This is a genomic window from Nonomuraea sp. NPDC050153 (assembly GCF_044460125.1).
Taxonomy (GTDB): domain Bacteria; phylum Actinomycetota; class Actinomycetes; order Streptosporangiales; family Streptosporangiaceae; genus Nonomuraea.
In genome coordinates this window covers 322,719-341,865 of record NZ_JBITJQ010000003.1, presented here as the reverse complement: position 1 = coordinate 341,865, position 19,147 = coordinate 322,719, and the positions used below count along the sequence as shown (strand labels likewise).

26 protein-coding genes are annotated in these 19,147 nt (G+C 67.2%); 11 read left to right on the top strand and 15 right to left on the bottom strand.

Annotated elements, in window-relative coordinates:
* The first annotated feature begins 26 nt into the window (after positions 1–26).
* Genes ACIBQ1_RS10040 through ACIBQ1_RS10030 form a run of 3 tightly spaced genes read left to right on the top strand, consistent with a single transcriptional unit; the run spans position 27 to position 762 of the window.
* Positions 27–164, top strand: a complete 138-nt coding sequence (locus ACIBQ1_RS10040; RefSeq protein ID WP_397276110.1) for a hypothetical protein — start codon at positions 27–29, stop codon at positions 162–164.
* Positions 161–451, top strand: a complete 291-nt coding sequence (locus ACIBQ1_RS10035; protein WP_397276109.1) for a hypothetical protein — start codon at positions 161–163, stop codon at positions 449–451. Before ACIBQ1_RS10040 ends, ACIBQ1_RS10035 begins: the two co-directional genes overlap by 4 nt.
* Positions 448–762: a hypothetical protein gene (locus ACIBQ1_RS10030; protein WP_397276108.1), complete on the top strand. Its 315-nt coding sequence runs from the start codon at positions 448–450 to the stop codon at positions 760–762. Before ACIBQ1_RS10035 ends, ACIBQ1_RS10030 begins: the two co-directional genes overlap by 4 nt.
* Before the next feature lie 103 nt (positions 763–865).
* Here ACIBQ1_RS10030 and ACIBQ1_RS10025 read toward each other — a convergent pair whose 3' ends face one another.
* Positions 866–2,308: a hypothetical protein gene (locus tag ACIBQ1_RS10025; RefSeq protein ID WP_397276106.1), complete on the bottom strand. Its 1,443-nt coding sequence runs from the start codon at positions 2,306–2,308 to the stop codon at positions 866–868.
* A 255-nt stretch (positions 2,309–2,563) separates the two neighbouring features.
* Between ACIBQ1_RS10025 and ACIBQ1_RS10020 the strand changes: the two genes are divergently transcribed.
* From ACIBQ1_RS10020 to ACIBQ1_RS10010, 3 genes are all read left to right on the top strand, one after another.
* Positions 2,564–3,016 carry an NUDIX domain-containing protein gene (locus ACIBQ1_RS10020; protein ID WP_397276105.1) on the top strand — a complete coding sequence of 151 codons (453 nt, stop codon included), beginning with the start codon at positions 2,564–2,566 and terminating at the stop codon, positions 3,014–3,016.
* Positions 3,017–3,150: 134 nt separating this feature from the next.
* On the top strand, positions 3,151–4,020 hold the full coding sequence (locus ACIBQ1_RS10015; RefSeq protein WP_397276103.1) for a hypothetical protein: 870 nt from the start codon (positions 3,151–3,153) through the stop codon (positions 4,018–4,020).
* A 132-nt stretch (positions 4,021–4,152) separates the two neighbouring features.
* Positions 4,153–4,341 (top strand): hypothetical protein, encoded by a 189-nt coding sequence (locus ACIBQ1_RS10010; RefSeq protein ID WP_397276102.1) that lies wholly within the window; start codon positions 4,153–4,155, stop codon positions 4,339–4,341.
* On the opposite strand, the gene ACIBQ1_RS10005 is transcribed toward ACIBQ1_RS10010, so the two are convergent.
* A complete protein-coding gene (locus ACIBQ1_RS10005) occupies positions 4,338–4,619 on the bottom strand; it encodes a hypothetical protein (RefSeq protein WP_397276101.1) in 282 nt (93 codons plus the stop codon). The genes ACIBQ1_RS10010 and ACIBQ1_RS10005 overlap by 4 nt on opposite strands.
* A gap of 177 nt (positions 4,620–4,796) precedes the next feature.
* On the opposite strand from ACIBQ1_RS10005, the gene ACIBQ1_RS10000 reads away from it, so the two are divergent.
* From ACIBQ1_RS10000 to ACIBQ1_RS09980, 5 genes are all read left to right on the top strand, one after another.
* Positions 4,797–5,243, top strand: a complete 447-nt coding sequence (locus ACIBQ1_RS10000) for a lamin tail domain-containing protein (RefSeq protein ID WP_397276099.1) — start codon at positions 4,797–4,799, stop codon at positions 5,241–5,243.
* 245 nt (positions 5,244–5,488) lie between these two features.
* Positions 5,489–6,280: a hypothetical protein gene (locus ACIBQ1_RS09995; RefSeq protein WP_397276097.1), complete on the top strand. Its 792-nt coding sequence runs from the start codon at positions 5,489–5,491 to the stop codon at positions 6,278–6,280.
* 148 nt (positions 6,281–6,428) lie between these two features.
* Positions 6,429–6,827, top strand: coding sequence for a ParB N-terminal domain-containing protein (locus ACIBQ1_RS09990; protein WP_397276095.1), 399 nt, complete (start codon positions 6,429–6,431; stop codon positions 6,825–6,827).
* A gap of 15 nt (positions 6,828–6,842) precedes the next feature.
* On the top strand, positions 6,843–6,974 hold the full coding sequence (locus tag ACIBQ1_RS09985; protein ID WP_397276093.1) for a hypothetical protein: 132 nt from the start codon (positions 6,843–6,845) through the stop codon (positions 6,972–6,974).
* A complete protein-coding gene (locus ACIBQ1_RS09980) occupies positions 6,971–7,303 on the top strand; it encodes a hypothetical protein (protein WP_397276091.1) in 333 nt (110 codons plus the stop codon). The genes ACIBQ1_RS09985 and ACIBQ1_RS09980 overlap by 4 nt, the downstream gene beginning before the upstream one ends.
* A 234-nt stretch (positions 7,304–7,537) precedes the next feature.
* Here the strand turns inward: ACIBQ1_RS09980 and ACIBQ1_RS09975 are convergent, their stop codons facing one another.
* From ACIBQ1_RS09975 to ACIBQ1_RS09915, 13 genes are all read right to left on the bottom strand, one after another.
* The gene (locus tag ACIBQ1_RS09975; RefSeq protein WP_397276090.1) at positions 7,538–7,792 is read right to left on the bottom strand and encodes a hypothetical protein; all 255 of its coding nucleotides are present in this window, start codon (positions 7,790–7,792) and stop codon (positions 7,538–7,540) included.
* A 1-nt stretch (position 7,793) separates the two neighbouring features.
* Positions 7,794–8,099: a hypothetical protein gene (locus tag ACIBQ1_RS09970; RefSeq protein ID WP_397276088.1), complete on the bottom strand. Its 306-nt coding sequence runs from the start codon at positions 8,097–8,099 to the stop codon at positions 7,794–7,796.
* A 63-nt stretch (positions 8,100–8,162) separates the two neighbouring features.
* Entirely contained in the window at positions 8,163–8,720 is a 558-nt protein-coding gene (locus ACIBQ1_RS09965; protein ID WP_397276087.1) for a hypothetical protein, read from the bottom strand.
* A gap of 107 nt (positions 8,721–8,827) precedes the next feature.
* Positions 8,828–9,040, bottom strand: a complete 213-nt coding sequence (locus ACIBQ1_RS09960) for a hypothetical protein (protein WP_397276085.1) — start codon at positions 9,038–9,040, stop codon at positions 8,828–8,830.
* 2 nt (positions 9,041–9,042) lie between these two features.
* Positions 9,043–9,801, bottom strand: a complete 759-nt coding sequence (locus ACIBQ1_RS09955) for a CHAP domain-containing protein (protein ID WP_397276083.1) — start codon at positions 9,799–9,801, stop codon at positions 9,043–9,045.
* Positions 9,798–9,947 carry a hypothetical protein gene (locus ACIBQ1_RS09950; RefSeq protein ID WP_397276082.1) on the bottom strand — a complete coding sequence of 50 codons (150 nt, stop codon included), beginning with the start codon at positions 9,945–9,947 and terminating at the stop codon, positions 9,798–9,800. Before ACIBQ1_RS09950 ends, ACIBQ1_RS09955 begins: the two co-directional genes overlap by 4 nt.
* Positions 9,944–10,345: a hypothetical protein gene (locus ACIBQ1_RS09945; protein ID WP_397276080.1), complete on the bottom strand. Its 402-nt coding sequence runs from the start codon at positions 10,343–10,345 to the stop codon at positions 9,944–9,946. Before ACIBQ1_RS09945 ends, ACIBQ1_RS09950 begins: the two co-directional genes overlap by 4 nt.
* Complete coding sequence (locus ACIBQ1_RS09940) at positions 10,338–10,781, bottom strand: hypothetical protein (RefSeq protein ID WP_397276078.1); 444 nt, start codon at positions 10,779–10,781, stop codon at positions 10,338–10,340. The genes ACIBQ1_RS09945 and ACIBQ1_RS09940 overlap by 8 nt, the downstream gene beginning before the upstream one ends.
* Positions 10,782–10,921: 140 nt before the next feature.
* Positions 10,922–11,071, bottom strand: coding sequence for a hypothetical protein (locus tag ACIBQ1_RS09935; protein WP_397276077.1), 150 nt, complete (start codon positions 11,069–11,071; stop codon positions 10,922–10,924).
* Between the two features lie 28 nt (positions 11,072–11,099).
* Positions 11,100–11,291 (bottom strand): hypothetical protein, encoded by a 192-nt coding sequence (locus tag ACIBQ1_RS09930; RefSeq protein WP_397276074.1) that lies wholly within the window; start codon positions 11,289–11,291, stop codon positions 11,100–11,102.
* Entirely contained in the window at positions 11,288–14,365 is a 3,078-nt protein-coding gene (locus ACIBQ1_RS09925) for a hypothetical protein (protein WP_397276072.1), read from the bottom strand. Before ACIBQ1_RS09925 ends, ACIBQ1_RS09930 begins: the two co-directional genes overlap by 4 nt.
* A 3-nt stretch (positions 14,366–14,368) precedes the next feature.
* A complete protein-coding gene (locus ACIBQ1_RS09920) occupies positions 14,369–15,553 on the bottom strand; it encodes a hypothetical protein (protein WP_397276070.1) in 1,185 nt (394 codons plus the stop codon).
* Positions 15,546–19,142 (bottom strand): hypothetical protein, encoded by a 3,597-nt coding sequence (locus ACIBQ1_RS09915; protein ID WP_397276068.1) that lies wholly within the window; start codon positions 19,140–19,142, stop codon positions 15,546–15,548. The genes ACIBQ1_RS09920 and ACIBQ1_RS09915 overlap by 8 nt, the downstream gene beginning before the upstream one ends.
* Between the last annotated feature and the right edge of the window lie 5 nt (positions 19,143–19,147).

Below are 19,147 nucleotides of genomic sequence, written 5' to 3'. Positions count from 1 at the left end.
GAAGATGACCGATAGGAGGTACCACCATGATCCCGGGCGGTACGCACTGGGGGGACGACAACCCGGCCACCTGCACCGGGTGCGACGGCGACGGCTGCGACTTCTGCGGCGGCATGGGGATCATCCCCCGCTGGGTCGTCGAGCAGTGGAACGAGGGCGCATGATGAGCGGCAACCTACCCGCATGGGACGGCCTGTCCGACCTAGACAAGGGGGCCGCACTTCTGCACCTGGTCAAGGTGTACGAGGAAGGCAGCGCCTACGCTCGCGAGCACTACCCGGCTCGATACCTCGACAACCCCGAGCTGAAGGCACTCGACAAGGCCGCAGCGTGCGACCACGCCGCAGGACTGTTCAAGAACGGCATCGACGACGTGTACGACAAGCTGGGCGAGGACGAGATAGATCGGCTCTACGACCTGGCGCTCGATGAGGGCCGGAGAACCCGATGACCGACAGCGAGCGAACGATCACCATGACCGCCGCCGAGTTGGAGATGCGGCACAACGGCGGCAACCGGTTCCGGCTGCGTGCCATGCTCTACATGGAGCCGTCCGAGCCGCCGCAGGTGGGCGGCCAGTGGCCGATCATCACCGAAGTCTGCGACACCGGGACGAAGCTACGGCCGCCGATCCTGTACTCCACGCAGGCGTCCCCTGGCGAGGCGTACGAGGCTCGCCGGGGCGACAAGGTGAGGGTCATCCCCGTCCACCCGCACGCCGCCGCGCGAGGCCGCCGCGAGCGAACGTCGGCCCACGCCTGAGCGGCACACGCGAGAGCCCCGGTCCCGCTTCCCCACGAACCGGGGGTCTCATATCCGGCGCCCCGGTCTCTGGAGAGGCCGGGGCGTTCTCGTGGGCGTCGACCTATCCCACTCTCCCTGGCCGGCTGATCGCCGTGGCGAGTCGGCGCACACCAGCGACCCGTGGGTGACGGTCCACCAGCTCGACTGCGATCGCCCGGATGGACGGTCTATCGCGCACCTCCGCTGGTGCGTGCTGGCACGCCATCAACAGTTCGGCTGCGGTTTGCTCGGGCCTGCCCCGCTGAAACCAGGCCCTGGCAAGGTCGGTGTGGAGTCGCCCACGCCGCTCGGGCGTCGGAAACATGTGATCCCGCAGGTCCCGTGCGGCGTGCAGTGCCGTGCCAGCATCGCCGAGGGCGAGGTGGATGTCGGCGCGGTAGAGCGCGGCAAATGGCTCCGCGGTCGGTTTCATGGCTGGTATCCGGGCGGCGGCATGCTCGGCTTCGGCGATCCCCTCCAGCGCGCGCTCCCGGTCCTCGGCCCAGGCGTAGGTGTATGCCCTCGCACACAGGAGCCGCAGGTACATGCCGGCATGGGCGGTCGTGGGCAACCCGGTTGGCCTCAACTGGTCGATGCCCTTCGTCATGACGGCGGTGGCCAGATCGGGACGCCCGTGCTTGCGCAGCATCATGCCCAAAGCTCGCGCCGAGGCGGCCTTAGCCACCGGGTCTTCGGATCGGTCCGCGTAGAGCATCGAACGGTCCGCCGTGATCCGAGCAGAGGTTCTGTTTCCGATCTTGTTGAGGCTCTCCGTGGCCAGGTTGTAGCTTGCCGCGACCATCGCCCATCCCGCGGGGGTGCGAGCTCGCTCGGCTGTCTCCTGCGCCGATGCGAGCAGGCTGGGCAAGGTGGCCATGAGGGCGGCCAGGTCGCTGGTGTCGAACTGGCGGCGCGCCGCTCGTAGCATCCGTGCGATCTGCGCCGGCTCGACAGGGCGGTCCGGCAGCGCGGGCACTGCCAAGGCGTCGTCGAAACGCTGGAGGAGCGATAGTGGGATGCTCAGCCCGGCCGCAGTGAGTAGTGTGCGACGCCGCATCGGATCGGTCCCCTCGTCGTCATGACTCCCACCACTCACTGTATCCGCTCCATAGCTGTCCGTAATAGCTTTGGCATGCTGGAGCGTTTCGCGGCGGCCCTCCCCGCACACGCACCGCGGCGCCAGCCCGAGCATCTGCCGTGTGGTGCCGTAGACGCCAGCCAGCATGCCGGCGTACTCGACGCCAGGCCGTTCCTGGCCGTGCTCGTAGCGGCACAGCATCGCCTCCGACAAACCGGGCGGGTGGAGCCCCTCGCCGATGTACACCTTGGCCACCTGGTCGACGGCCTGGGCGCGGGACCAGCCGAGCGCCAGCCGCCACGCCTCCAGGGCGGACACTTCCGGCAGCGCGTCCCGCAACTCGGTCACGATCCGCTCGGTCGCATGCCCGGCACGCTGGCCGCGCATGCGGATGGCTGTCGCCTCGCGCTGAATCTGCGCACGTCTTGACCTGGTGATCTGCCCCACAGGGCGCCTCCACGGGTCGCGGACACCGGTGGATGAACCGTAGCGGCAGCCGCACTTACCGTTCCGCCCATACCGCTGTGATTGACCCCGGCCCCTCAATGAGCGGCACCCACTCACGCAATGACCCGCCATAGCCACGCCTGACACCGTCGAATCATCACCGAAGCGCCCGCGGACATGGCAATGTGCGACCGGCCAGATCCGCGGCCCAAACCCTCAAGGCGGTGCCGCGGATGACCCTCCGAAGGGAGCATCGTGACCCATCTCCTCACCCGCGTGTGGCGGCTCATCCGCGGCCCGCTCCAATGGCGGCTCCTGTGGCTGTGGCACGCCAAATTCATGGTCGGCGTGACCGGCATCGTCCGCGACAGCGAAGGCCGCGTGCTCCTCCTGCGGCACCGCATGTGGCCCCCCGACCGGCAGTGGGGCTGCCCGACCGGATACGCCAACAAGTCCGAGACATTCGAGGACACGATCATCCGCGAAGTGCGCGAAGAGACCGGCCTGCACGTCAAGGTGGGCCGCCTCCTGCACCTCAAGAGCGGATACAAGCTGCGGGTTGAGGCGGCCTACGAGGCCGAACTCGCCGGCGGCACACTCACCATCGCGAGTGTCGAAATCCTGGAGGCGAAATGGTTCTCGCCGCATCACCTTCCCGATGGGATACAGGAGTCACACCGGCTCCTGATCGAGCGCACCACCACCTGACGCTGGGGCAAGGCCGCTCATCCTGCCTGACCCCAAACGAGCACCTCGCCGGTAGCCCGGCCGACCAGGCGGAGCTGCTGGAGCAGCTGGTCGCCTGCCGGGCGACCGCCGCGCTGCACAGCTCCCACCCCGATGTGACGTTCTCGCTGTTGCCGTGGGTACTTGATCGGCTCCCTGGCGGCTGGGAGGTCTTCCACGTCGGCTTCTCCGTGATGGCGGCCCGGTATGAGGAACTGGGGCTACGGCAGCTGCTGCCGATCGACCGCGTGTGGGTGGGGGTCCGGTCCAGCCGCACCGGCTGTTTCGGCGGGTTCCACCACCCCGACCAGGGCTACCGCCATCTGCAGATGGGAGCGGTGGTCACCCGGTACGGCGACCTGTCCCGCACCGCTACGGAGTCCTCGGCTCTGGCGGCGTTGGACCTGCTGCGCGCCTACGCGCACGACTGCCTCCACTACGGCTCCTATCGCGAGTACCAGATGCAGGGCGGCAAGGTCGTCCGCACCAGGTACGGCATCAACCGGCGCGACGCCGCTGGCCGCACCTACTCGGCGCCCGACCCTCACGGGGCGAGCAGCACCCGCAATTTGGGCATCGTCATGGAGGGGGCCACCGATCGCGAGGCATCGTCGATCGCTCGCCTCGCCGCTCTGCGTGTTGGGCTGGCCGAGCCTGACGGGATGGATCGCTTCGCGTTCCTCGACGTCACCGGCCAACTGACCGAGGACGACCTGGCTCGCCTCCCCGCCGAGCGGGAGGACCCCGGACGGAGGGTCACGATGGAAGGCTTCCTTTCGGCAATGGGGTCCTACAACCGGGGCGTGAACGGCAGGTACCAGACGTTCCTTGCGGAGGTCGGTGGCCGGGAAGCGGACGAACTGCATGACCTCATCGCCAAAGCGATGATCAGCGGGTCCGTTGCGTCGCTATCGGCATGGCTCGACGCACGGCGGGGTCCCGGATTCGATGCCCTGTTCAGGGCGTCTTCGTACACCGGGCTGTAGCCGTACAACGCGACGCCCCGGCCGCCTTCAGCGCGGTCGGGGCGTTTTCGTGGAGTGCGGCATCCAGCTTCCCCAGCCGACCCCCACATGCCCAGACTATGACTTTTTGTCCGTTTTGCGTAATGTGCGGACATGCAGTGCTGGCGCGGCCCCGAGGGCATCATCGTCGAGGTCATCGTGCTCGACGCCGCCCCGCTCTACCGCGTCTCCAAGGTCGCGAACGGCATCAAATACTTCGTCGCCTACTGCGCAACCACAGAGCGACTCGCCGCATACGTCGATCTCGCCGACCTGTGTGAGGTCGTCGATTTCCCGGCCTAGCCGTCCCGTGCCGCTTTCCTGAGGGCTGCTTCCGCCTCTTTGGGGCCGCCGTCCCCCTCCCAGCGCTTCACCGCCAGCAGGGCCTTCAGCGCGTCCATGCGGGCGGTACGAGCCGCCTCAAGCTCTGTCTTCTGCTCGTCTGTCACGGTCACCTCGCCGGCGGCTATGGCGACGCTGGACGGCAGCGAGTCCGAGATGCGCTGGCATTCCGCTACGGCGGCATCGAATGCCTTCTGCGCTTCGATCGCTTCAGCAGGTGGCGGCGTGGTGTCGGCCATGGTTCTCCCCCGTGGGTGGCGCTGTGGTTCGCGGGCATCCTAGACCGAACACCTGAGCGACCCGGGAAGCACCCCCGGGGGTTGGCCGGATGTGGACGCAAGCGAACGTCAACCCCGCTGCAATCCCTGACGTCACAGTTGTTGTCACGTTCCATCCCCCGACCCACAGGAGACCGGATGCTCCGTCGTCTCGCTCCCGCCGCTGCCGGGACGCTCGCCCTCGCCTGCCTCGCCGCGCCGGCGCAGGCCGCGAACCCGGCGGTCATGTTCACGAAGGTGTACTACGACTCGCCCGGCAAGGACACCCGCTCCAACAGCAGCCTGAACGCCGAGTACGTCGTCCTGCTCAACACGACGAAGAAGGCCATCCAGTTGGAGGGCTGGGTGCTGCGAGACAAGACCGGCTACAAGTACCGGTTCGTGCCCTTCCTCCTCAAGCCCGGCAAGACCGTCACCGTCCGGACCGGCTCAGGCAACGACGGCAGCAGCAGCGTGTTCTGGAACCGCAAGCAGTACGTGTGGAACAACACCGGCGACACCGCGGGCATCTACCGGGCATCCGACCTGAAGCGCATCGACACCTGCTCGTGGGGAAGCGCGGGCGACTGGACCAACTGCAAGTAGGTCGCAACGCAAAGCAGCCCTCGCCACACCAGGCGAGGGCTGTCGCTTTCACCGCACACGTGTTCGGTCCGGAGTAGGCTTAGAAACGACAAGACCCCGGCGGGAACCGGGGTCTCGTTGTGAAGTTCCGAGAGATCAGAACCTGCTTCAGTCATCTACATCGTACAAGAATGCTGGGCGATGTGGACCCCTCATGGCGGATGGCTTTGGTCTCTCGGGCCCTACGAGCGACCAGGAGAGCGGTCTTGCCTGAGACCCATCCAGAACCCCCGGCGTCGGCGTTATTCGGCGTCAAGTACTCCTACGACTGGATACGGAAGTGGCGGTACGTCATCGTGCAGCCCTCCGCGAAGAACGTCGGCCTATCCATCGCGTCCTTCGCCAACAAGCGTGGCCTCCAAATGTTCCCCGGCATCAAGCGCCTCTCGGCGATGACCGGCCATTCGAGGTCTACCGTCATCGACGCGCTGGGGACGATGCGCTATCTCGGCTTCCTGTGGCGCAGGTCAAGCGGCCAAGGGTCCGCGAGCGGTCACGCCGACGAGTACCAGCTGTGCCTCCCTAGGTCGCTGGACCATGTGCCGATGCTCGACGCGAAGTCCGGCAAGATGCCCGCCCTTCATTCCTTGTCCCCGATCGCCCGACAGACTGCTGTGCTGCTCGGCGTCGCGGGCAGGATCGCCAAGGGGGGTGGTCAAATGAGCGGACCAGGTGGTCAACTGAGCGAACCACCCCTGGTCGTCTCAGCGGACCACTGGTGGTCGTCTCACACGACCTCACCAACGCATGACACCTACGCATCTACCTACTCAGGTAATCACCATTCCGATCGACACGATCGGCCCGATGCTGGCGCATCGGGGCGCAAGTATGACTTCGACGACGAAGAGGACTGCTACGACTACGTCTGTGATCACGTGGCCGATCTAGACCCATTCGAGTCGTCGATGATGGACGGGATGCTCTCCAGCGGAAAGCATCCGAAGGCGATCGTGAACGCCATCCTGGCCGGGCGAGAGAACGGCACTGCGGCCTGAGCCTTATTGCCGAGCATGGCAAAAAGCCAGGCCACAACAACGAACAGAGCCCTCGCTCCTCGGCCCCGTAGGACCAGAGGAGCAGGGGCTCTACGTTTTCCCACCCAACCCTATTGAATAGGCTCACTATGCAATGCATAGTCGAGCTATGCAGACAGCGACGGTACTCAACCCCCTCAACGTCGAAGTCATCGACACCAAGGGATACGCGCCGCTCCACGAGATCCGCGACGAAGACCACCTCAACGCCCTCGCCGCCGACATGCGCCAACGCGGCTGGCACGGCGCCCCGCTCGTCGTCCTCCCCGACTACACGCTCTCCCTCACTGGGGTTCATCGTCGCGCCGCTGCCGAACTCGCCGAGTTGGAAGAGATCCCCGGCGTCTCCCTCGAAGACATCTTCGAAGCGTGCGGGCTCGACATGTGGGACGTCATCCACAGCGACGACGACTACGTCAACGCCGTCGCCTACTGGGACTTCAGCCGGATTGTTGAGGACAACCTGCCCGCCGACGTCATCGAGGCGTACGGCCTCGACCAGCACTGACCGCAGGATGCGAACATGTCAGACCTGTTCTCCTTCCTGCTCGCCCTCGCCATAGCGTCCGCCTGCAGCTACCTGCTCGGCCGCTACTTCGACCACATCAACACCGCAGCGCAACGACTCTGGGAAAAGATCAAGGGGCGACGATGAGCAACCGAGACACCACCAGTTCAACCCTCGGATACGAGGCCGAACCCACCGACGTGGAAGCGATCGTGTCCACGATCCTCGCAGACCTGGACGAGATCACCGAGGACCCCGCAGACCGCTACAGCAGACTGACCGCCGAGCAGGCGCTCTACGAGGGCGTCGTGAAGCGGCTGACCGAGATCCGCGAGGAGATCGTGGCCCGCATGAATGTCGGCGACGGCACCGGACGCCGGAACGGGCGGATGAGCTACCAGGCGATAGCCGACCTCATCGGCAAGAGCCGCGCCGCAGCCCAGCAGATGGTTGAGCGCGGGCGAGAGCGTCTGTAGCCGTACAACACGAAGAGCCCCGCCCGATCCCGAAGGACCGAGCGGGGCTCTCTCGTACGCACACCCGGGGGGGGTGGCACTGGCCCGCCAGAACAGGCGACCCGGCACTCAAAAGGATTCCCGGCCTGGGGATGCATCCCGAGGCCGGGCCCTAAGCATGTCCTGCACGCACGTAGACCCCGCACAGGGGCGGCGGGGTCTACGGCTGGATCGGAGTTTCCTCCTGCGTCGAGGCTAGCCGACCGGTCCGACAGTCTTCGGCTCCGCCTCACCAGCATGGAACACCAGGGCCTGGGAAAATGTGTCGCCAGTCTCCCCAGTGGCGCTCACGGAGGCGACAACGGACGCCCACGTGTTCGCGTCCAAAGTCACGACCTGGCTCGCGCCCGGCCCCATGCTGTCGGGGGCGGCGATGTGGACGGAGCCGTCGTCCTCGCGGCGGAAGTACCAGCCGTTCTTCGCGTGGAAGCCCTTCGGTACGTCGCTCATGTCAGACCGCCTGACTCTTCGGCGAAGAGACCTGACGCACGAACATGGACACGCCCATCGCGACGAACGCCATGATGGCCGCCGTCTGCTCACCCGACAGAGCCAGGCCGAACACCAGCGCCACCGTAATAGCGGCCTGAGCGAACCCCAGGATCGCCGACTGGATCGACGAGCCTCCATCAGCGGCCCGGGTGACGAACGCCGTCCACACGCCGATCGCCGCGGCGGCGATCGCGTTGATGGCGCCGGTCTGCTCCGAGGTGAGCGGGATCACGAAGGCCGTCAGCATCTGCAGCGCGGCGCTCACGAACCCGAGAATGACTGCCGGTTCGCGCCCGAGCAGAGTTGGGGAAGTAGCCATGCCAGCCTCCTAAGGCTTGACGACGTATCCGCCGTTCCAGTCCCACGACTTGCTGGAGTACACGTCGGTACCGTTGGCCTTGGTCACCCACGCGGTGTCGGCGTCGTTGTTGAAGAACTGGCCGAACGTCCCGCAGTCGGTGTCGGAGTTCGCGAACAGCTGGTACTCGCTGCCGACCTTGCGGTTGCCGCCCCACCTGGTCCCGTTGAACACGGTCACGTACTCACCAGCCGCGACCATGGTGCCGGCGTTGGACGGCAGGTCCACGATCTTGTACGTGTTGCAGGTGTGGGCGTCACCCGCCACCGTCTTGGCGTGCGCCCAGTTGTCCTCGACCAGGACGCCAGCGACGTCGACCGGGACGCCGGACACGTTCTGGAACCGCACGAACTCGCGATTGCGATTGGCGTAGGAGTCCGCGCCCATGGCGTCAGTGCCGACCTCGACGATCTTAAGGACGTCGCCGGGGACGTCAGCGGTGGCGGTGGACGCCGACGCCGGACCAGCAGGCAGGCTCGCAGCGATGACCACCGCAGCGAGAAGGATCGCGCTCTTGTTGAGACGCATTTCGAGGATGCTCCTTGATTTGGGAAACACGAAGGGCGGTCCCGCATCTGGCAGGACCGCCCCAGGGACTGAGAACCGTGCTCGGGAAGCCGCCTCTCAGTCGTCAATCAGTTGGTTTCGTCGTACCAGCCGGGCACCAGGCCATCAGCCCAGGCAACGGCTACAGACGTCTTGGCGTGCTCACGTAGACCGTCGTCATCGACGGCGGCGAACTCGTCGTAGAGGGCGTCTTCCGGACTATTCCAGTCGTCCCACGCCCGGGAGAAAACCGGCAGGCGCTCCTGGTGGAGCAGCCAGCCGCGCATGAACAGGCCGTCCACGGCTACGACACCCGCAGCAGCGCCCGCCAGGTCAAGGGGCCGACCCAGCCGTCATCGTCGAGACCCTTAGCGAGCTGGAAGACACGCACGAGTTCCACGAGCTCCACGTCGAACATGGTGGACTTCAACCAGCCCTCCATGCCACCCTCAACGGCCGCGTAGGCGGCGGGAGGGACGTATCCGCGGGCGTTCAGGCAACCGCGGACGGTCTTCACGTCCCAGTTGTCGAACCCAAGGCCCAGCAGCGGGAGGTCCTTCACGATCTGCTCCGTAGTCGAGGTCGGCACGCTGGTCTTGTAGGGCGGGTTCCAGAAGCCGGCGATGACGGCCGCCGCGCGCACCCTGCGCTTGCAGGCGTCGCCGGTGTTGCCCTCGATCGTTTGGACCCTGCCGTCGCCCAGGTTCTTCTCGATGACGCCGACGTGGTCGATCTTCGAGATGGTGTTGGTGCCGTCCCAGTCGAAAAACACGATCGCGCCAGGCTCCGCGTGCTCCCTGATCGCGGTGGCGGTGCCCGGGTACCAGCGCCCCAGGTCCTTGCCGTCTTCGGCGAACCACACCGTGTACGCTCTGTCCCCGTCCGGCAGGACAGCGGCAGCGTTGCCGGACTCGCGCGCCCAGTACGTGACCGCCATCGCACACCAGGGAGCGGACAGGAACTCGGCGCCGTGCCGCCTGGCGTAGTCCTGCGTGATGTAGTTCGGGCGGCCCGACAAGCCCAGGCTTCTCCGCGCCGCGGCGAGCATGCTTTCAGCGGTCACGCGGCCCCCTCGCCCCGGTAGATGCCGTCCTCGTCAGCAGCCCCGTACAGGCCGGCCAGGACCGTCTCCTCGTCGCCCTCGGTGGGGCCCCACTCGTGGACGTCCACGCTCTCCGCGGTGAGTTCCGCTTCGTTCTTGGCGATCACAGCGTTTCCCCCTCACGCGGATCAATCCGCAGCGCAGCCAACCGGTCCTTCAACTGCTCGCACTGCTCCTGCACCAACGCCACCCGCGCCAACGTCCGGGTGACTTGCAACTCCAACTCCGCGATCCTGCGATCGCGCTCCTGGAGCTTCTCGTCGCGCTCGGTCAGCGCCTGTTCGAGCCGGCCGATCGACGCCTCTGCTCTGTCCAAGGCCACCTGCAACGCTTGGACGGCCTTCTCGGCGCCGCCGATGAACACGTTCTCCAGCTCGACCGGCTGCCGTTCCTCATCCAAACGGGCTTTGCGCAGGTCCACGCGGGCCCGGACAAGGATGGTGACCATGGCTCCGATGGCGCTCGCGAGCAGCCCAACGACTGTGGGAGTGAGCCACTCACTCATCGCCAATCGGACCTCCTTGTGTGTGTCTGAGGATGGTTTTCTCCAAGCGGCCTACGGCCACGGCCCTAGCGATGCAGGCGGCAGCGACTGCGACGAGCACGCTGACCGGGTAGAGGGCGCGAGCCCCGGCATAGCTGACCGCGACCACCCCGTACACGGCGGCTGCGGCGGCGAGCGGCCACAATCCAGCGCGTTCGAGACGGAACCCGACGACGAGCAGGGCGGGCTTCAGGTAGCGGATGACGATGCCAACGACGATGAGGCCGCCGGCGAAGAACTGAACCGCACCCCACGCCCACACCAGGGCGGCCGGCAGGGTGGCGTTGAGGCTGGCCGGCGGCCCGGCCCCGAGCGTGAGGGCGAGCCCGTTGAGTAGGAACAGCAGTCCGATCAGCAGTTCGAACGGATGCTCAACGATGGGGACGAATCGTTTCATGCGCTCCCCTCGCTGAGGGTTGGGGTGCCGCCCGTCCGGCATCCTCGACAACGGGCGGCACGATCGTGTCCGGATGTGGACAGGCGTTGAGCGTCAACCAGAGGGATGCTTAAAGCGTCCCCTTCACCCCAGCCGAGTGATCAGGAGGCGCGCATGGGGCGTGACAAGCCGTTAGAGGTGCGGAACGTCGGCAGGTCGGTGTCGAAGCCTGCGTGGACGTTCGGCGATGTCATGTGGATGGCCTGTACGTGCGGGATGGCGTGGCCGTGGGTGTGGAACCGTCGCCGCAAGCGCACGATGATCACCAAGCATCGCTGATCAGGAACTGAACGGCCCATCGTCGCTGTCAGCGCGAAGCTTCCCGTTCTCGGCGGTGAGCCGGTCGTTGTCCGTCCTGAGTTCGTGAATGATGGCCTGCAGTTGGGCTACCTGGTCGAGCGCCTGGTTGCGCTGGGCGGACAGCGCCTGAGCGTAGGGCTCGAACGGTACGGACGTCGGCTGGTCGGTCATGCGCGGGTCTCCCTGCGGGTGTAGTAGCGGTACGGGCCATCGCCGCGAACGGTCACCTCGTCGCGGCGGGGTTCAACGAGCATGTCTCCGGCGTCAGAGCGGATAGCTTTCACCAGCCATGCGACACGCAGCCCCGGGCCTCCGTGGATGGTGAAACGGCCGTCAGTCGGGTATGTGGCGGACGCGTTGCGGATCTCGTCCGAGCAGGTGTTGACGGACACGTACCGGCCGTCAGGGCGGGTGAGTGCCTCGAAGTAGCCGGGCAACTCCACGATCGCCCGGCCGTCGGCGTCAAGCTCGACCTCGCCCCAGTACTCGACACCTGGGGCCGGGCTCTCGGTGCAGGCGTGCACCAGATACCGGTCGGAGTCGATGGGGTGGTCGATCACGAAACTCTTGTACGACGAGCCGTTGACGTTGACCACCCCAGAGGAGCTGAAGATGTGCACCCCTGCGTTGTTGAGGATGACCGAGCGCTCAAGCAGCGAACCCGACGTGTAGAACTGGATCGTGGCACCGCCGTCTTGAGCGACGAAGGCGCCACCGAAGTTGTCCGAGGTCCTGATGTGGTCGAGTCGCGCTGTGTTTGGCCACAGCGACAGTTTGGAGTACAGGCCTGACGTCACCCCGGATTCCATCGTCACGCCGATGTAGTCGGTGGTCGTGTCGCTGGTGGCTACGATCTTCGCGACCTGTGTTCCAGTCGTGGGTGTGAACCGGATCTCCGGGAAACTCGCCCCGGTGGGGTTGAAGATCATGCGCTTGCCCGAGAAGCCCGTCGCGATCTGGCCTACGAGTGTGACGTCGCCAGTCCCCGCGTCGATATCCACCGTCGGCTGGCTGCTGGAGTTATAGGCAGCGAAGCCGTTGGCATCGAATACGGTCCTTGCACCCGACGTACCGGTCTGGAGCGTGAATGTGCCGCTCGTCGTCAGGGCCACCGTCTGAACACCGCCCGAGTTAAACGCCCGGAAGCCGTTGGTCGCATCCAACTCGGTCCGTGCGCCCGACCCCGCGCTCTTCAGGATGAAGCTGCCGGTGTTCGAAAGCGTCACCAACTCGGTGCCTGCGCCGTTGAAGCCGTGCAGTCCGGTGGCGTTGAGCTCCACTCTCTGGCCGCTGGAAGCGGTGCGGATGGACGCGCCGATCAGCCAGTTCGCCGAGATGGTGCCCGCCGTCACCTTGGACACGGTGAGGTCCGTGATGTGCGCGTCATCGATCAGCAGAGCGGTCGCGGTCGCAGCGGTAGACGGACTGCTCGCGTTGCCCGCGATATCCACCGCGATCACTTTGACGTAGCGTGTGGTCGTCTCCTCAACGTCAACCGTCCCCACGGCGGGAATGTTCGCGTGGATCATTCCAGCGTTGGCCAGCACCTTGCCCCGGAGTGTGGTGTTGTCCGGCGTGAACCCGCTGGACGATCCGACGTGCACCTCGAAGTGGTCCAAGTCGAGTTCAAGGTTGTAGGTGCCGCCCGACGCCTTGCCCAGCGTGTGCGTGATCTGAATCGCCAACCGCGACCCCGCCACCGTGGGCGGCGCAGGCGTCGACGGCGCGATCGTGTCCGCATTCGTTTGCTCCGTCTGCACGGTCGACCACGCGCCCTGGTTGTTGCTGGAGTCGACCGCCCGGATCCTGAAGTCGTAGTCGATCCCAGGCGTCAGATCCACGATCATCGTCTGGAGCGAACCCCACGGCGCGTACGCGGTCTGCCACTCAGTACCGGCCGGGGACGGTGCGAACTGCACCTCATAATGATCGCCATCGAGGATCGTCGAGCCGTCGACGTTGAGCGGCAACAGCCACTTGACCAGCATCTTCGCCCGTGTCGAGCCGTCCGACCCCACGTAGACACCGGTCTCGAACGGCAAATCCCACGAGACAACTCCCGGGATCGTGCTGTCCGGGATCGGCCTGGGCCCGACCGGCTCCACACCACTCTCAGACAGAGCCCTGAGCAGATCCCCGACCGTGACCGTCGTCTCCCCGCCCTCCCAATCCACGTACGGAGTGAGATCCAGCCAGCCGCCATCCTTGTTCCGGTACGCGACCGTCATCCCGCGCCGGATCGGCCAGCTCGCGCCCACCATCCGCAGCTTGATCGGGTTGATCCGTTCGCCCCTGAACGTGATCTCAACGCCAGGGTCCACCAGGCCCTCGTCAGGCGCGTAAACCCACGCCCAGTCACCGACAGCGAAAGCCCCGACAACGTCGTAGTCGTCCGTGGTCAACCGCATGCTGGTGCGCGGGCTGATGAACTTCGCCAGCTGGTAGTTCGCCCGCGCCTGCGCATTCCCCGGCGCCGTCGTCGACTCGCTGATCACCCGCACCCGCTTGACCGGCTGGCCGCGCAAATCCTTGTACGGGTTCGCTGGATTGTCGGCCGCCGCCGTCGCGATGGCGTCGCCCTCACCCTCGGCGAGGAGCACAAGCCGGGTCGTCCAGTCGTCCACGTCAGTGGCCACACCCATGTCGCCGCGCAGCCCGTGGAGGTTCAGGTCATCGCCGTCCGTGTGCCGGTTCGGCCGGCGGCGCACGATGACGGTGTCCGGGGTTGCGCTGTACAGCGACGTGGCCGGGCCGGCGTCGAGCGTGCCGTCGCCGTTGACGCGCCACTCGCCGCCCATCGTTGTCGCGATGAAGTTGATCGCCTTGCGGCGCGACTGGTACACGTGGCGGCCGGTGTACACGCCTGCGATGCCGCTGTACAGGGTGCCCTCGACGACGGCGGTGCCGCTGCCGAGGATGGCCCGGATGGCGTTGGCGAACGTCTGCCCGGTGATCTGCACTGGGGTTTCGAGCAGGTCGCCCTTGTCGTCGCCATCGGACAGCCACAGCGCCATGCCCTGGCCGTCGATGGTTTTGCGGATGTGGTCGACGTCGCGGCCGGTGAGCACGCCGACGTAGCGGGCCATGGTGAGGAGCTGGTCGCCGTACTGGGAGGGCTCCAGCCTGCCCGGCACGAAGGCTATGTGCCCGAAGTACGCCAACTGGTCGAGGATCGTCTTGGGCGTCTCCTCGACCAGCGTCAGCGTCCAACTGCCGAGCTCCATGAGCTTCTCATTGACCGGCACCTGTTACCTCCTGACGGCCGCTACGGTTTCCGGCAAGGCGCCGACATATTGGTTGCGCAGGTCAGTGGCAGCGTCGCCAGACACTGCGCCAGAGCCGCTGGCGACGACGCCGAGCCAGAAGTCCATGGCCGTGTTGCTCGTCCGGGTCAGCCCGCCATTCGCGTGGGGGTCGAAGTCGCGGGCGCTGCCGGCTATGACGCGGTTGCCGTCGCTGTCGTTCGTGCTGCGCACCACGTACGAGGTACTGTCCGTGCACGTCTCCGACGTGGCCAGGTAGACGCTCAGGTTGCCGCTGTCACCACGCTGCAAGTACCCCTCGACGAACCGGCTGCCCCGCCGGAGCGTGAGGTCCAGGTAGGCACGGCCGACCGGAGACCGGCGGACAGCCAGCCTGACCGTGCACCGTTCGAGGTCGTTCTGCAGCACGCTGGCCGAATCCCAGTCCGTGACCTGCGTACCACCGATGTCGATCCACCAGGCTTTCGGCCGCCACGCGCCGGACGTGAAGCTGGCCACCTCGATGCTGCCGCCGCTGGTCAACGGCCGAACCCGGACGAGACCGTTCGACATCTCCCACTGATCCGTGCGCAGCGGATGCGCCGCACCCACCCGCTCGAACCCGGCGTTGAGCACCCGCACCCGGCCGCGCAGATAGTCCTCCACCCGGCAGCCCCACCGCGGCGACACCCCGGCCGGCACGCCGCGGTACACCGTGATGGTGCCGTCCGTCGAGGCGCGGGTCAGCACCGACGGGATCGTGGCACCCGTGAAGTACGCGTAGTGGCCGATGCTCGGCGCGCTCCACCTCTCGCCGGTCAACGAGAAATCGTTGGCCCGCACCGCGCCGGACAGCCGCGATTCCAGGTCGACGTCAGTGTCCGGGCCGTGCCGCTGCAGCGAGACCTTCCACGCGATCTCGGTGATGTTCTGCGGCTTCCGATCCCGCACCTCGCCCGACGCGCTGGAGATCGTGTAGTAGCCGTTCCGCTCCGACTTCTCCTCCCACAGCGCCGCGACCAGCCCACCCTGACCGCCGAGGACGCCGTCGAAGCGGTCCCACGTCTCCTCGCGGGTCAGCATCGGGCACACCTCGACGCCCTCGATGTGCATGCTCCACCCCTGGTAGGCGGACTCGGTGAAACGCTGCGTCTCCCGCAGAACCAGGCGGCCGAGTTGGAGGTCAGCCACTCGCGTACACCTCCCGCTCGAGCTCCCGGATCGCTTCACGCAGCCGCTCCACCATCCGCCTGTACGAGACGGGGTTCGTCGGGTCGAGGACGCCCTGGAGGGTGATGTTCTCCACGTTGATCACGCGGGGAGCCGCAGCCGCAACGCCGCCGCCAGTCACCGGCGCGCCGAACGCCCCGGAAAACTCAGGGGCCACCGACGGGCCCGCCAGCGTCGGCAACGCGGGGGCCAGCGCTGCCGCGCCCGCCCGCATCACCTGATCCATGGCGGACGTGAGCTCGCCCTCCTGCTGGCGCACGCCCTCGGCGAAGCCGGAGATGAGCGACTGGCCGGAGTAGAGCGTCCACCCCTTCCCGGAGAACGGTCCCTCTTTGGCGGGCGAGAACGGGAACAGCGACCTGATCCGGTTGAGGATGTCGACGGCGGTGTTCCAGACCGAGTTGAACATCGACCACATGCCGTTGATCAGCCCTTGCAGGAGGCTCGCCCCTGACCCGTACAGCAAGCCGCTCAGGTCGCCCAGCGCGCCAGTGATCCAGCCCGGCAGGGAGCGGACGACGTTGAGGACGTTGTTGGCGCCGTCGGTCACGGCGTTGCGGATGCTGTTCCAGGCGTTGTGGACGATGTTCTGGACGTTGCTCCACCCCTGCGACCAGCGGGTGCCGACGTCGTCGAGGGTGCGGGAGATCGTGTCTCGGGCCTGGCCGACCCGGTCGGAGATGGCGTTGCGGATGTTGTCCCAGTGGTGCTGGACCACCCCGAGGACACCCCCCAGCCAGCCGGACATCAAGCCGGGCAGGTCGCCGAACCAGCTCACGATCGACTTGACCCAGTCGACGCCCTTTTGCCACCAATCCCGGATGGCGTTGATCAAATCGGGGATGATCGAATTCCCGACGAGCACGTCGTACAGGTGCTGGAAGATCGCGATGATCGCCTGGATGTACGGAGCGGCATCCGCGACCAGCTGCGCCAGGGTGAGGCCCAGCCGGGCGAGAGCCAAGCTCAGCTCGGTGAGCTGGGGCAGGATCGGCAGGATCGCGGGCAGCACCTGCTGAATCAGCTGGACCGCGAGATCGGCCAGCAGCGGGATCAGCGGCTGCAGCTGGCGGGCGAACTCGGCCATGGCCGGGATCAGCGCGTTGACCAGGGCAGGGATCAGGTCGAGGATCGGCGGCAGCAGCTGCGTGATCAGTGCGGCGCCGATCTCGCCGAACGCCTGGTAGATCGGCGGCATCAGCGGGATCAGCAGGTTCAGTGCGTTCGAGATCGAGTCCAACGCAGGTCGCAGCGCTGCGCCCAGGGCCTCGATGATCGGCCGCAGAGCCGTGCCCAGATTGGTCAGCGCACCGCCCAGGACCTGGCCCAGGATCCCGGCAAGCTGGGCGATCAACGGCAGCAGCGGAGCCGCCGCGACCAGTACATCGGCGAGGCCCTTGCCGATGGCGAGCAGCCCGTCCACGAACGCGGGGTTCGCGAACGCGTCCCCCAAGTACTCAGCTACGGCCACCAGCCCAGGGCCCAGCGCGGCCAGCGCGGGCGCCAGGGCGCGGATAGCGGTGGCCAGGGCGGGCGCGAGCGCGAGTGCGATCTTCGCCACCTCGGGGACGATCAACGCCAAGGCTTCGCCCAACGCGGCGAAGATGTCGCCGACCGCCCGGCCGAGCGGCTCAAGCGGACCGATCGCCGCGACCATGCGGCCGAAGGATTCGACCATCTTGACCAGGCCGGGACCGAGCGCGGCGATCCCAGTGCCGAGCACCCCGATGGCGTCGGCCAGCACCGGACCCAAGGCGGTCGCGACCTTGGCCGCATGCGGCGCTATCTCGGCGACCGCCCCAGCCAGCGACGTGATCACAGGCAGCAGAGCGCGCCCGATGTCCTGCAACGCCCGAAAGATCTCGACCAGGACCTCCTGGCCCTTGGCCGAATTGACCCACTCGTTCATCGCGCCGGCCAGCGAGCCGAGCACGCCGAGCGCGTTCCCGCCCGCCGCCGCGGCGGCGTCCAGCAGGCCGGTGAACGTCTGCCACACGTCCTTGACGAGCGTGCCCAGCTGTCGCAGCACCCCAGCCGCATCGTTCAACCACGCGAGCGCCTGCCCCGACCGGGAGACCTCGGACATCCACTGGCCGAAAGTCGTCAGCACATCGCGCAGCGAGCCAGAGAAACCAGCCAGCCACTGGTTGCCGACCACGCCCAGATCCACGAACCCGCGTAGCAGCGGATCCAGCGCACCCCGGATAGCGGCCACCAGGTCACGGGTGCCGCCCAGGATGCTGTTGAACGAGGCCAGCGACGGGCCGCTCGTCGCGAAATCCAGCGCAGCCCTGACGAGGCCGCCGAACTCACGGGCCAAGCCGGACACGGCTGGCTGCAGAGTCAGTGCCGCCGACGCCCAATCGTTCAATCGGCCCGACAACTCGGCCAGGAAGTCGCCCTGGACCTGCGACTGAAACTCGCGCAGGGACCCGGCGACCTTCCAGAACTCCAGAGCGAATGCCTTGCCAGCGTCGCTCATGTCGACGATCGCCTCGGAGAAGGCCTCGAAGTCGCCGGCCAGCGCCTCCTTGAAGGCTTTGCCCAGCCCGGAGGTGGCTAGCTTCCACACCGAGAACGCGGCGGCGCCCGTGAGCGCGATGCCGGGCAGTCCGGCCAGCAGCCCCGACAGCGGCGCCAGAGCGGCGGCCAGTTCGATCGTGTACCCGGCCGCTGATGCCGCCCCGGCGCCCAGGGCCGAGAACGCGGCGGCGCCTGCCCCGACCTTGGCCAATGACGCCGCGACACCAGCGAACGCCCCGCTGAGACTCTTCGCGACGCCGAGCAGGCCGGACATCGACGACCCAGACCGGTCCAGGTCCGGGTTGAGCCTGCGCACCCCGTCGCCCAGCCGGTCGGTCTCCCGGCTCGCGTCCGCCTGCGCTGTGGCGTACGCCTGCGACACCTGCGCGGCCCGCTGGGACACGGTCACCTTGGCCAGGGCCGCGTTCGTTGCGGCGATCTCGGCCTTCTCCTGCTCCCTCGCCGCCGCCGCGGCCAGCCGGGTCGCTTCCTCCTTGTCGCCCTCGCCCTTCGCTACCTGGGCAGCGGCCTCCGCCGCCCGCTTGCTCGCGGCCTCGGCCCGCTCCCCGGCCTCGGCCGACGCCAGCCCAGCCCGCCGCGCGGCCAGCTCCGCCTGCGCCAGCTGGAGCTCGAACCGCCTGATCGGGTCGAGCGCCTGGGAGAAGCCCTCCCCGGCCTGCTTGCCCATGGCCTTGGCGAACTCCTTGCCGGCGGCGTCGCCGACCTGAGCTCCGAGCTTCCGGCCGACGGCGACGAACGGGGAGGCGTCGTCCCCGAACCGGACCCCGTTGTCCTTCATCCGGTCGGCGAACTCGCGGCCGGCGGCGGTCCCGGACGCGTCGCCGATCTGCTCGCCTTCGGTCTCGAAGGCGTCCCGTTCGCCGCGCAGGCTGGCGGAGACTTCGCGGGAGAACTGGCGGCCGAAGTCGTCACCCGCGCCCTTGAGGCCGTCGCGGATGTCGTCCTTGAACTTGTCGGTCAGCGCCCTGACCCTGACAAAAGCCTCGGCGAGCGGGGTGCCAGCCATCGCAC

Coding starts and splice junctions, on each gene's coding strand:
- ACIBQ1_RS09940 (WP_397276078.1), bottom strand. CDS start 10,781: ATGAAACGATTCGTCCCCATCGTTGAGCATCCGTTCGAACTGCTGATC.
- ACIBQ1_RS09980 (WP_397276091.1), top strand. CDS start 6,971: ATGAGCAACCGAGACACCACCAGTTCAACCCTCGGATACGAGGCCGAA.
- ACIBQ1_RS09930 (WP_397276074.1), bottom strand. CDS start 11,291: ATGACCGACCAGCCGACGTCCGTACCGTTCGAGCCCTACGCTCAGGCG.
- ACIBQ1_RS09915 (WP_397276068.1), bottom strand. CDS start 19,142: ATGGCTGGCACCCCGCTCGCCGAGGCTTTTGTCAGGGTCAGGGCGCTG.
- ACIBQ1_RS09945 (WP_397276080.1), bottom strand. CDS start 10,345: ATGAGTGAGTGGCTCACTCCCACAGTCGTTGGGCTGCTCGCGAGCGCC.
- ACIBQ1_RS09975 (WP_397276090.1), bottom strand. CDS start 7,792: ATGAGCGACGTACCGAAGGGCTTCCACGCGAAGAACGGCTGGTACTTC.
- ACIBQ1_RS10035 (WP_397276109.1), top strand. CDS start 161: ATGATGAGCGGCAACCTACCCGCATGGGACGGCCTGTCCGACCTAGAC.
- ACIBQ1_RS10040 (WP_397276110.1), top strand. CDS start 27: ATGATCCCGGGCGGTACGCACTGGGGGGACGACAACCCGGCCACCTGC.
- ACIBQ1_RS10005 (WP_397276101.1), bottom strand. CDS start 4,619: ATGGCCGACACCACGCCGCCACCTGCTGAAGCGATCGAAGCGCAGAAG.
- ACIBQ1_RS09990 (WP_397276095.1), top strand. CDS start 6,429: ATGCAGACAGCGACGGTACTCAACCCCCTCAACGTCGAAGTCATCGAC.
- ACIBQ1_RS09985 (WP_397276093.1), top strand. CDS start 6,843: ATGTCAGACCTGTTCTCCTTCCTGCTCGCCCTCGCCATAGCGTCCGCC.
- ACIBQ1_RS10000 (WP_397276099.1), top strand. CDS start 4,797: ATGCTCCGTCGTCTCGCTCCCGCCGCTGCCGGGACGCTCGCCCTCGCC.
- ACIBQ1_RS10010 (WP_397276102.1), top strand. CDS start 4,153: ATGCAGTGCTGGCGCGGCCCCGAGGGCATCATCGTCGAGGTCATCGTG.
- ACIBQ1_RS09965 (WP_397276087.1), bottom strand. CDS start 8,720: ATGCGTCTCAACAAGAGCGCGATCCTTCTCGCTGCGGTGGTCATCGCT.
- ACIBQ1_RS10030 (WP_397276108.1), top strand. CDS start 448: ATGACCGACAGCGAGCGAACGATCACCATGACCGCCGCCGAGTTGGAG.